This window comes from Flavobacterium aureirubrum (assembly GCF_038739835.1).
GTDB lineage: Bacteria > Bacteroidota > Bacteroidia > Flavobacteriales > Flavobacteriaceae > Flavobacterium > Flavobacterium aureirubrum.
This window is the reverse complement of the sequence record NZ_JBCGDO010000026.1, coordinates 19,859-30,296: the sequence shown is the minus strand read 5'-3', so window position 1 is coordinate 30,296 and position 10,438 is coordinate 19,859. Positions and strand designations below refer to the sequence as shown.

Genomic DNA, 10,438 nt, shown 5'->3' with positions numbered 1-10,438 from the left:
CCAACAAATTTACCGATACAAATAACTGTGGTGTAAATGTCTTTTTTCCTTGCATGAGTAAATTTAAAAAAAATCAAATTTATTTACAAGGTTTTGTATATTTGAGTTGTGCAACACGCACAGCGGTTTGGCTCAATGGCGGGTGAAATGGTTAATTAAAAATTCTACCTCGCATCAACTTTTGTGGTGTATTGCCAGTTTTTTTTCTCCGAAATCCGCCACCTTCGCCAAGCCCGAAAACGTCAGGCTGTGAAAAAACTCAATTAAAAAGAGAAGTTATTCGGATACCTATCGGAGAAAAATTCTGTACAGACGATTCTCAAAGGCTTATTTTTAGTATTTTCACAGTCTGACGTTAGTAGCAATATAGAAAGACTTTTAATTGAAAATATGAACGAATTTGGGACATGCCGAAACCCCATTCACTAAGTAGGCAAAATTTAATACTTTCACTATGAAATTGACAAAATTATTTTACGGAACAGAACCAATTACTCAAAACTACATTTTAGTGCTGAGAGTAATATTGGGAATTTTATTTATCAATCATGGGAACGGCTTTTTTGATACAAAAGCCATGGTTGGTTTTGCTGACTATCTTGAAAAAGATTTACATTTTCCGCTACCCTTATTCATGGCTTACTTGCGAACAGGAGCTGAGTTATTTGGAGGTTTTATGTTGGTGTTTGGACTATTCACTAGATTTGGAGCCTTCTTAATTTTTGTAACGATGTTGGTAGCTGGATTCATTGCTGATAAGGGAGATTTTTTTGGAGATGGCGAAATGCCGTTTGCTTATGCCGCTGTGATGTTAACGATCTTTTTGGCAGGCCCCGGTAAGGTATCATTAGATAATTACTTCTTGACGAAATTTAATGAGGAAAAGAAAAGCTAATTAAGGAGAGCCTTATAAAAAGTAGGCTTTCAATAAAATAATAATGATTATGAGAAAAGTAAGTTTAGTATTGATTTTCCTGTTTTTTAGTGTGGCTGTTAAGGTGAAAGCCCAGTCGAATAATCAAAATACTTGGACATACACATATTTAAAAGCTGCTAATGGTCAAAAAGAGAATCTCAAAATATTTTTAAAGAAAAATTGGTTTGCAATGGATAGTATTGCGGTAAGGCAAGGACTATTCAATGACTATGAGTTAATTGAAAACATCAGTAAAAATGACTCTTTAACTTGGGATTTTATTGTAGCTGTTGAATATTTCACCACTGGAACTTATACTGATATTGCTGAAAAATGGCAAGCCATTAGTAAAGCCCATAAAACAATAAACATAAACGGATTAAGCTTTAAAGACTTAGGGAAAATCGTTAAATCTGAGACTGTTCAAAATAAATCGGATATAAAATACTCCGCTCAGTGTATTGGAGAACAATTTGAAATTTTAAGACCTTTCCTAGGAGATTGGGAAGAATATATTGTTGAAGATGGAAAAGAACAATTATTTGGAAGACTAATTATTTCATTAAGTACCGAGGGATGTTGTCTCAACAAGAAATTTCTGTTATATAATAGGAGTGGTTCTTACTTAACAAGTGGGTACTATGACCCTGCGGAAAAAGCTTGGATCGAAACATTTATGTTTAGAAATGGAAATTACACCAAATACAAGTGGGTAGTTGAAGGGAAAGACGTGGTGATGGTGAGAATTGCTAGTTCTTCAAAATCAGATTATCTGAATAGAAATCGCTGGACAAATATTACTCCTGATTCATTCGACATTTTAGAAGAACGTTCATACGATTTGGGAAAAACATGGAAGGTTTTTAGTACGACCAAACTTAAAAGGAAGTAGTAAAAAGCACAATATATATGAACTGGTTTTATTTGATTTTGGCAGGTATTTTTGAAATTGGCTGGCCGTTGGGACTAAAATTATCCCAGACTATGCCCTCAAAGATATTAGGAATACTAATCGCTGTAATCTCAATGAGTTTGAGTGGGGTGTTTTTATGGCTTGCTCAAAAAACTATCCCTATTGGGACTGCTTATGCTGTATGGACAGGAATAGGAGCCGTAGGCACTTTATTGATTGGGATATTTTATTTTGGCGATTCTGCCAGTTTCTGGAGAATGTTCTCTGCTCTTTTGATTGTTATAGGAATTGTTGGACTAAAGTTGGCTAATTAAATAAAGAATAGATATAAAAATTACGTAGAGAAATAAAATGAAAGCAAAATTAATTATGATTGGATGCGTGTTTTTTGTAATAGGAATAATTGCGGGCTATTTTCTGCCTCGCAAATTAGTACAATGGCAATTAGAAAAGCAAGGCAATGATTATTTTTCGAATAATGATGTAAATCTTCCTTTTCAAACCTATACAAGTTTTGGTTACGAAAATATAATTGCCAATGCAGCTCCGTGGACAAAACAGTTTATCGATGAGAACATGATTTCAAGTATTGAAAAGACAGTACGAAAAAAATATGCTTATAGGTTTGATGCTGCTATCAACTCACTTGAATCAGAAAATGATATAGTGAACTATTTGAAAGTGACCAGTTTGTTAAACGAGATGCAATTATCCGTTGAGCAAGCACAATTCAAATTGGAGAAAATATCAATCTCTCAAAATCTAATAGTTCCCAAAAATGACTTTACAAAAGCATTTATGAATGCAACACCCACCCATCCCGTTAGATTGCCTGCTGAATTTGAGCCAATTAAATCGGTATTTGTTTCCTTCCCAATATATTATCCAGGGCAATGGAAAACGCATACAGAGTTGATCAATTCAATTTCAAGTGAGGCAGAAGCAATAGTTTTGGTTCCCAATGAGTATTGGCAAAAAGCTGTTATGCTTTACTTTGAGCAGAAAGCTATATCGCTTGCTAATATCCGTTTTGCTTACATAAATACCGATGATGTTTGGACAAGAGATTATGGACCTACAACAGTGATAAATAGTAATGGTGAAAAGATTTTTATTTGGAATAACTATTATGAAGAGTATAATTCGTACCACAAGCTTAGTGCAGATGCAACTTGTGATTTGGGAAGATACTTTGACATCCCCGTTTATAGGGTTCCTTTGATTGTTGAGGGCGGTAATATTATTACCGATGGAGAGGGAACTTTTATTATGTTTAATTCAGTTTTAGTCAATAATCCAGACTATAACCTGAGTAAGTTAAAGAAGGTAATGAAGGATTATTATGGGTGCAAAAATCTAATTCTTTTACCATTGCTAAAAGATGAGCTTACTGGTCATATTGATATGGTAGTTAAGTTTGTCGATAAAAACACACTAATGGTTATCGAGAGCGATATTTCTTATAAGTGGTATCAGGACTTTGAAAATATAGCGAAAGAGCTTTCAGAAACAAAATCCATCGATGGCAATAATTATAAGATTATTCGGCTTAGAATGCCTAAAACCAATAATGAATCCGTTAATTTCTGGAGTTACATCAACAGTTTAACCCTAAACGGATCGGTAATTATTCCTGTTTTTGGTGTTAGCGAGGATATTGCAGCTCTTGATGCATATCGAAAAGCTATGCCAAATTATAAGATAATTGGAATTAATTTTAGTAAGTACCCGGTTGGCTCAGTGCATTGTCAAACAAAAGAGATGTTTAAGTAGATAAAATTTGGATAACTTTGGCTTCTTATTTGATTTAATAATTGACTTAGGTAATTTTGATTTTGCAGGCATTTTTGAAATTGGCTGGCCGTTAACTGCAACCTTAAGAAAGATACCATATGACTGATAAGATTAATCTAGTTGACCTTGAAAAAAATATTCTTGAGCATCATTACAATGACAAGGTTGTTTCAGTAAATGACCATTGTTTAAGAATAGCAATTAACAAAAACAATACTTTTCCTTGGCATAGACACAATAGGACAGATGAGCTATTCATAGTTCTTGAAGGAAATCTGAGAATTGAATTTGAAAACGGAGAATTTGTAGACCTTTTTCCAAACGATACATATTGCATAAAATCGGGCATAATTCATCGTACAATTGCTATTGGTCGAACAGTAAATTTATGTTTTGAAAGTGACGAAGAAGACACAGAATATATAGAGTTTAATGAATAAACTAACACCGAAAAACATTTTACAGACAAGATAATATGACAGAACATATTTTCTTTTATTTAGGACTTTCACTTTTGACAATACACGAAATGGACGCCATACGTTGCCGAGAGTGGCGAATATTCCCAGGACTTTCATTGCTTAGTGACAAATTAGGACACATAATATTTGTTTTTGCTCATATCCCTTTATTCTTCTTTATATTCTGGCAGCTGACACACAGCCAAGACATAGAAGCGTTTATGAAAGGGTTTAATATTTTTATGATTGTGCATCTAGGACTTCATATTATGTTTCTTAAACATAAAAACAATAAGTTCAAAGACTGGATTTCCTGGACCATAATAATTGGTGCAGGCTTATGTGGGCTGCTCGACTTAATAGCTTAGAATGTTAATTGAAAAATCAATATGCCGTAGTATCTTATGATTATACAACAGTTATGAAGCGGGCAGGACTCAATGAACCAATGGTCAAAATAGGCAATAGCTAAAAATACAACCCCCAAAGCTGTGTTTGTTGTGATTCAGAGATTGTTTGGCGGTTACTAAAACATTAGTTTTTCATACCGAAATTCATCGTGACAAAATTATATAGTAAAAGTTCCTCACTTCGAGGAGCTTTTGATCGTTGGCCAACATAAAAAAAGGCGACCCAAATTCAAAATTCAATATAATAAATGAACCTGTTTGTAAAATTTATATACCAGTTTATTTCGCTATCCAATGAGGACACTATTGCTTTAGAAAATGTACTATCAAATAAGAGCTATAAGGCGGGAGATAAAATAGTGCAAGAAGGTAGTATTTGCAATTCTATACTGTTTACGGTTTCTGGTAAAGCAAGGTCCTATTTTGTTAATCACGAGGGGCAGGAGTTTACCTGGAATTTTCATTTTAACGATGCTGATTCAAAATTTGAAAACTATTTCCTGGTAGATTATCATAGCTTTTTGAGACAAACACCCTCCCATTTTACTATTGAAGCTCTTGAAGATATTGAAGCAATAACTTTGAGTTACACTAACATTCAAAAGATAGTTTCAAAATCAATCAATCTTGAAAAAGTGGCAAGTATTATGTCGGCAACAGCTTATCAAAATGTTCATAAACGAGCATTTACACTACTTACTTCAAATGCTAAAGAAAGGTATCTGCAACTTTTAAAAGACGAGCCCTATTTGCTCAACAAGTTTCAACACTACTTGATAGCCTCTTACCTGGGGGTGGCTCCACAAAGCCTCAGCAGATTGAGAAAAGAGATAAGTAAGCCCTAAATTCATTTCTTCACAAATGTGAATGAAAGTATTGGAGAAGGATTTCAACTTTGCATCTTAATTTTAAAACGAAATTGATATGCAAATTTTCAAATTTTTATTTCTCCTACTGGTTTTTTTTGTCACGGTTGGGGCTAAAGGACAAGCAGTTGTAGCTACAAAAAAGCTTACCATTAAAATTACCAACATTAAAGAAAACAATAAAATACTTTATGTAGGTATATACAGAGCTGGTGATGATTTTCCCGCTTTTAACAAATATTGGAAAAACATTAAAGTTCCCACATCAGGTTCTTCAGAAATAGTTGAATTTGAAGTGCCTGTTGGAGAGTATGCAGTAGCCATTTCTCATGACTTAAATGGTAATGGAAAACTGGATAAAAATCTTTTTGGCTACCCTAAAGAACCATTTGGCTTTTCCAATAATTTTAAGCCAAAGCTTTCGAGTCCGAGTTTCTCCGATTGCAAATTTACATTTAACCATGCGAATAGTACAATTTCCATAAAATTGATTGACTAATATGAAAGAGGTAGCAATAATTACGGGTGCTTCAGGGGGCATAGGTTTTGAATTAGCCCTGTTATTTGCCAAGAAGGATATTGATATTTTGTTGGCTGGAAGAAATAAACATAAACTTGAAATTGTCAAAAATACCATTTTGGATAAGTATAACATCAATGTGTTTTGTGTCGCTACAGACTTATCCCTAAGCGATGGGCGTGAAGCTATTTACAACTGTGTGACAAACAATCATCTCACTGTAACCTACCTCGTTAATAATGCAGGTTTTGGTGATTACGGCTTGTTTATAGAACGAAGTATGGAAAAGTATACTGAAATGTTGAATTTAAACATCATCGCTTTGACGGAGCTAACTTATTACTACGCTAAAGAAATGAAAAAAAATGGAAAGGGCAGAATTTTAAATGTTGCTTCAACAGCTGGCATTCAGCCTGATCCTTATTTTGCCGTTTATGGAGCCTCTAAAGCATACGTGATAAGTTTAACTGAAGCCCTTCATAAAGAATTTGAAAACACAGGTGTAACCGCTACCGTTTTATCACCAGGTGCTACAAAAACTGATTTTATAGAAAGGGCAGATATGAAACATGCTAAACTATACGATAGCGGTGTAATGAGTGCCATTGATGTTGCTGTAGTTGGCTTCAATGGAATGATGAAAGGCAAACTTCATGTAGTTCCGGGTTTTAAAAACAAAATTTTGGCTTTTTTTTCGAGCATTACGCCTTCCAGTAAATTTCGATTGAACTTAGCAGCTAGGGTTATGAAAGCGAACAGTTTGCTTTTCCTGTAGCTTAAAAAAATAGAGAATTTAATAATGCAATTTAAATTGGGTAACTTTTTATACCATTTAGATGTTTCTTTGATAAAGGTTTAGAAATAAATCCATTCTTTTAGTTAAGTAATTTTCAATATAAAAGTGAATAGTAATATTATTATAAGTGGTTTACATACTTATTTGAAAGTATAAATATTGCATTAGATTAATTGTTATGCTTACTTTTTTTAATTTTCTGGTTTGACACTAAGACAATCTATAAATGAACCATTCTTCTCAAATGGTACTAGCTTACTTCTTTTTGACTAATACAGTTATATAACATCCAAAAATTGGCATAAGGTTATTGATGCGGTTTACTTTATCAAAACCATGCAGCCGTTAGGGGATTGATTTTTGGAAAAAGATTCATAAAATTCTGAATAGTCAAGTCCGACTTACATAAAAAATAACCCATTTGAAACGATTTATAAAAGAGGTGGTCAATCTAATTTTAGTGGCAAATTCATTTTATAGAATTTTACACTGTTCATTAACATTTAAACATTTTAAAAATGAAAAGAGTAATTTTAATTATTGGAGTCGTTTTGACTTCACTTGCGGCAAATGCACAAAACACTGTCCAAAGCCCACCTAAAAATGAGAAAAAGGAATACTCATTTCTGTGGGGAATTTTCAAATCAAAAAATTATCCAAAAAGCAAGTCGATTGTATTTGAAGTTGAAAAACCTGAGTTCTCAACTTCATTACCTGAACCTGCTGTGGATAGTACAAAACAAGAGCGAAAGAGCATTCTTTGGGGAGCAATCCAATGGACTGAAAAGAAAAAGAATAATCAACCGTTAAAATCCCAAGGCAATGAAAGGTAGTTTTATAGAAAATGCTTCATTAGGAAAAAACAAGTGGTGGCATTATGCTTTAAGCATATTCTCATTAGCTGTAGTTATTGCTTTAGTGAATATTTTAATTCGCATTGTTCTTCCAAATATTAAACAGCTGTTTCCCGACAACGACTTTGGAAAAGGTCTTTTTACATATAGTCTTGTTTTGGTAATATTTGGTTTAACACTATTTGCTTTTCTATTCGTGGCGAGCAAACTACATCAACGATCCAAAATGTCATTTATCTCTAATAAAGGTACGTTTAGTTGGAGGCAGTATTTCATTGGCTTTTTGGCGTGGGGAAGTCTATTGTTCATTGGCTCTACAATATTTGATTACCAAAAATTAGAAGATTTTGTTACTAATTTTAACCTCTATCAATTCGCTTCTTTACTTCTTTTAGGCTTTGTGGCTATTGGAGTCCAATCCTTTTTTGAAGAATTAGTATTAAGAGGTTATTTGCTTCAAGGTATGCACTTGCTTATCAAAAAAGTAGTAACCTTAGTTATACTGAATAGCCTTATTTTTGGGGTGTTACATTTTGGGTATGGAATAGAAAGCTTTCTATCATCTTGGGCATTTGGGGTTGCCTTTGCAATAATAGTAATTCTACAAAACAGAATAGAGTTTGTGTCGGGAGCACATAATGCAAATAATTTAATTTTGTCACTTATATTTGTTGATTTATCCGAAGCTACTAATGAGGCGTTTAGTTGGGAAATTAATTGGGGTTATTTTAGTTTTCATATTATTGCTTTACTGATACTTGTTGGGTTGGTGTACAAATTTTTTAGAAAATAGTAATGAGGTTAAGAGTATTATATCACCTTGCATTTTGGAGCTTCTTCATTTTGCTATTTTGGCAACAAAACCCTGACGCAAACACGCGAGATATTCTAACGTGGTTCATATTGCTTGGAGTTTCTGCATCGGTAGTTTACGCAAATCTTTACATACTTTTTCCAAAATTTCTTTTCAAAAGAAACTATCTAGTTTACTTATTACTTCTTGTTTTAACTATTGGTTTAGGTGCTTTTATATTATGGTTCATAATCCCATCAGCAAACGCAAATTTTAATCTTCCACTATTCCAGCATTTTATCAATTTATTTTTCATTTTTGTAATTACAAGTTCTTTCAAGTTTTTCAGAGAGTATTCACGAAAACAAGAACTCTTAATAAAAGCAGAAAACGAACAACTTAAAACAGAACTGGCATTGCTCAAATCACAAGTCAATCCACATTTCCTATTCAACACCTTAAACAACCTCTATGGACTCATTACTCAAAACCAAAATCAACAAGCCTCGGATGTTACACTCAAATTGGCTGATTTGATGCGTTATTTGTTAGAAAGCAGCAAAACAGATTTGGTAAATTTGAATAAAGAAATACAATTTATAGATGATTATTTGAGTTTGGAAAAGATTCGTTTAAGCCAAAAAACGGATATAAATTTTAAGGTTTCCGGAATGAATAAGGAGCTATTCGTTGCGCCCTTACTATTTATTCCGTTGGTGGAAAATGCCTTTAAACACGGATTAAACAAAATTTTAGCTGACAGTTTTGCACACTTTTCTTTATCGGTACAAAATAATGAGCTCTTTTTTGAGGCTATAAATTCAGTTGGAAAATCAACGGAAAATTCTGAAAAAAGCGGCACAGGTCTAGAAAATTTAAAAAAAAGACTTCAGCTTATTTATCCCCATAAACATCAACTTGATGTAGAGCAAACAGCTAATCAGTTTAAGGTCATTTTACATATTCAGCTATGAAATTCAATTGTTTAATTGTAGATGATGAGCCTATCGCTCAACAGATTTTGGAAAAATACATCTCCCAGATAAACGCTCTGCATTTGGTTGGGAAGTGCAGCAATGCCTTTGAAGCCCTGAATGTTTTACACCGAGAGAAAATAGATCTGTTATTTCTCGATATAAGAATGCCTTCATTAACCGGGCTGGATATGCTTAAAACATTACAAAATCCTCCGAAAGTGATTTTGACCACCGCCTTTTCTGAATTTGGTGCGGAAAGCTATGAGTATGGAATAACCGATTATTTGCTTAAACCTATTCCTTTTGAACGCTTTTTGAAGGCTGTAAATAAGATTCTAATGCCTCACAACACATCATTAGCAACAACCCAAACCGAAGAAAAAGCTGAAGAACCAATTTTCATGTTCTTCAAAGCCGACAAAAAGATTCATAAGTTTTATTTTACAGACATCTTATTCGTTGAAGGAAGCGGGAATTATGTAAAAATTCATACGCTAAATGAAAAGCCAATAATGGTATTAGATACCCTGACAGAACTTCAATATAAATTACCCAAAAAGCAATTTACCAGAGTACATAAATCGTTTATTGTGAACGTTTCTCAGATTCAAAGAATTGAAGGCAATATGATTATGATTCAAAAAAAAGTAATTCCAATTTCTGCTACCTTTAAACCAAATTTAGAACTATTAATACAAGCTAACAAGTGAGTTATTTAGCTTGCGTGAGATTGCATTAGGTAGGGTATTTTTTTATCTTTACAATTCGAAGGGAATTTTAAATTTACAGCTTTGTTCTTATTTATTATGTTCAATATTGAAAGGCGTTTTTGTGTTCCAAATTTAGATATTTACACATCCATATAAACGTAAAGATGATTAATATTACTGTAAAAACAGAAGTTTATAACCGAAAATCTATTTTTTTGGTAATCTTTCTTATAGGGGAAGGCTAAATATTATCGTTTTTTTCGATCCTGTTGCAACAGGAGTTTGTGAATTTCCTAAACTATTACTACCCATTTGACTTCGTAATTTAAAATAAATAATGTATAACAGAATTTAAGTTATCGATTATCTCCAAATGTATACAACTATACATTTTTTGTAACACAATTGTGCCATATAATTGCTGGTTG

General features: G+C 33.1%; 13 protein-coding genes. All 13 read left to right on the top strand.

Going from position 1 to position 10,438, the window contains the following annotated elements; all coding sequences use genetic code 11:
* Positions 1 to 454: 454 nt before the first annotated feature.
* On the top strand, positions 455 to 895 hold the full coding sequence (locus tag WFZ85_RS14330; RefSeq protein ID WP_287785780.1) for a DoxX family protein: 441 nt from the start codon (positions 455 to 457) through the stop codon (positions 893 to 895).
* 49 nt (positions 896 to 944) lie between these two features.
* Positions 945 to 1,808, top strand: coding sequence for a hypothetical protein (locus WFZ85_RS14325; RefSeq protein ID WP_342696976.1), 864 nt, complete (start codon positions 945 to 947; stop codon positions 1,806 to 1,808).
* A gap of 17 nt (positions 1,809 to 1,825) precedes the next feature.
* A complete protein-coding gene (locus WFZ85_RS14320; protein ID WP_342696975.1) occupies positions 1,826 to 2,143 on the top strand; it encodes a DMT family transporter in 318 nt (105 codons plus the stop codon).
* A 37-nt stretch (positions 2,144 to 2,180) separates the two neighbouring features.
* Entirely contained in the window at positions 2,181 to 3,602 is a 1,422-nt protein-coding gene (locus tag WFZ85_RS14315) for an agmatine deiminase family protein (RefSeq protein WP_342696974.1), read from the top strand.
* 119 nt (positions 3,603 to 3,721) lie between these two features.
* A complete protein-coding gene (locus tag WFZ85_RS14310) occupies positions 3,722 to 4,063 on the top strand; it encodes a cupin domain-containing protein (RefSeq protein ID WP_342696973.1) in 342 nt (113 codons plus the stop codon).
* A gap of 35 nt (positions 4,064 to 4,098) precedes the next feature.
* Positions 4,099 to 4,452, top strand: coding sequence for a DUF6713 family protein (locus tag WFZ85_RS16480; protein WP_413789741.1), 354 nt, complete (start codon positions 4,099 to 4,101; stop codon positions 4,450 to 4,452).
* A gap of 290 nt (positions 4,453 to 4,742) precedes the next feature.
* On the top strand, positions 4,743 to 5,339 hold the full coding sequence (locus tag WFZ85_RS14305) for a Crp/Fnr family transcriptional regulator (RefSeq protein ID WP_342696972.1): 597 nt from the start codon (positions 4,743 to 4,745) through the stop codon (positions 5,337 to 5,339).
* 79 nt (positions 5,340 to 5,418) lie between these two features.
* Positions 5,419 to 5,859: a DUF2141 domain-containing protein gene (locus tag WFZ85_RS14300; RefSeq protein WP_342696971.1), complete on the top strand. Its 441-nt coding sequence runs from the start codon at positions 5,419 to 5,421 to the stop codon at positions 5,857 to 5,859.
* Position 5,860: 1 nt separating this feature from the next.
* Positions 5,861 to 6,655, top strand: a complete 795-nt coding sequence (locus WFZ85_RS14295; RefSeq protein ID WP_342696970.1) for an SDR family NAD(P)-dependent oxidoreductase — start codon at positions 5,861 to 5,863, stop codon at positions 6,653 to 6,655.
* Between the two features lie 539 nt (positions 6,656 to 7,194).
* The gene (locus tag WFZ85_RS14290; protein WP_342696969.1) at positions 7,195 to 7,509 is read left to right on the top strand and encodes a hypothetical protein; all 315 of its coding nucleotides are present in this window, start codon (positions 7,195 to 7,197) and stop codon (positions 7,507 to 7,509) included.
* Positions 7,499 to 8,323: a CPBP family intramembrane glutamic endopeptidase gene (locus WFZ85_RS14285; protein WP_342696968.1), complete on the top strand. Its 825-nt coding sequence runs from the start codon at positions 7,499 to 7,501 to the stop codon at positions 8,321 to 8,323. Before WFZ85_RS14290 ends, WFZ85_RS14285 begins: the two co-directional genes overlap by 11 nt.
* 2 nt (positions 8,324 to 8,325) lie before the next feature.
* Positions 8,326 to 9,297 (top strand): sensor histidine kinase, encoded by a 972-nt coding sequence (locus tag WFZ85_RS14280; protein WP_342696967.1) that lies wholly within the window; start codon positions 8,326 to 8,328, stop codon positions 9,295 to 9,297.
* Positions 9,294 to 10,010 carry a LytR/AlgR family response regulator transcription factor gene (locus tag WFZ85_RS14275; protein WP_342696966.1) on the top strand — a complete coding sequence of 239 codons (717 nt, stop codon included), beginning with the start codon at positions 9,294 to 9,296 and terminating at the stop codon, positions 10,008 to 10,010. The genes WFZ85_RS14280 and WFZ85_RS14275 overlap by 4 nt, the downstream gene beginning before the upstream one ends.
* Positions 10,011 to 10,438 lie beyond the last annotated feature (428 nt).

Coding starts and splice junctions, on each gene's coding strand:
- WFZ85_RS14315 (WP_342696974.1), top strand. CDS start 2,181: ATGAAAGCAAAATTAATTATGATTGGATGCGTGTTTTTTGTAATAGGA.
- WFZ85_RS14305 (WP_342696972.1), top strand. CDS start 4,743: ATGAACCTGTTTGTAAAATTTATATACCAGTTTATTTCGCTATCCAAT.
- WFZ85_RS14330 (WP_287785780.1), top strand. CDS start 455: ATGAAATTGACAAAATTATTTTACGGAACAGAACCAATTACTCAAAAC.
- WFZ85_RS14295 (WP_342696970.1), top strand. CDS start 5,861: ATGAAAGAGGTAGCAATAATTACGGGTGCTTCAGGGGGCATAGGTTTT.
- WFZ85_RS14280 (WP_342696967.1), top strand. CDS start 8,326: ATGAGGTTAAGAGTATTATATCACCTTGCATTTTGGAGCTTCTTCATT.
- WFZ85_RS14310 (WP_342696973.1), top strand. CDS start 3,722: ATGACTGATAAGATTAATCTAGTTGACCTTGAAAAAAATATTCTTGAG.
- WFZ85_RS14320 (WP_342696975.1), top strand. CDS start 1,826: ATGAACTGGTTTTATTTGATTTTGGCAGGTATTTTTGAAATTGGCTGG.
- WFZ85_RS14300 (WP_342696971.1), top strand. CDS start 5,419: ATGCAAATTTTCAAATTTTTATTTCTCCTACTGGTTTTTTTTGTCACG.
- WFZ85_RS14285 (WP_342696968.1), top strand. CDS start 7,499: ATGAAAGGTAGTTTTATAGAAAATGCTTCATTAGGAAAAAACAAGTGG.
- WFZ85_RS14325 (WP_342696976.1), top strand. CDS start 945: ATGAGAAAAGTAAGTTTAGTATTGATTTTCCTGTTTTTTAGTGTGGCT.
- WFZ85_RS16480 (WP_413789741.1), top strand. CDS start 4,099: ATGACAGAACATATTTTCTTTTATTTAGGACTTTCACTTTTGACAATA.
- WFZ85_RS14290 (WP_342696969.1), top strand. CDS start 7,195: ATGAAAAGAGTAATTTTAATTATTGGAGTCGTTTTGACTTCACTTGCG.
- WFZ85_RS14275 (WP_342696966.1), top strand. CDS start 9,294: ATGAAATTCAATTGTTTAATTGTAGATGATGAGCCTATCGCTCAACAG.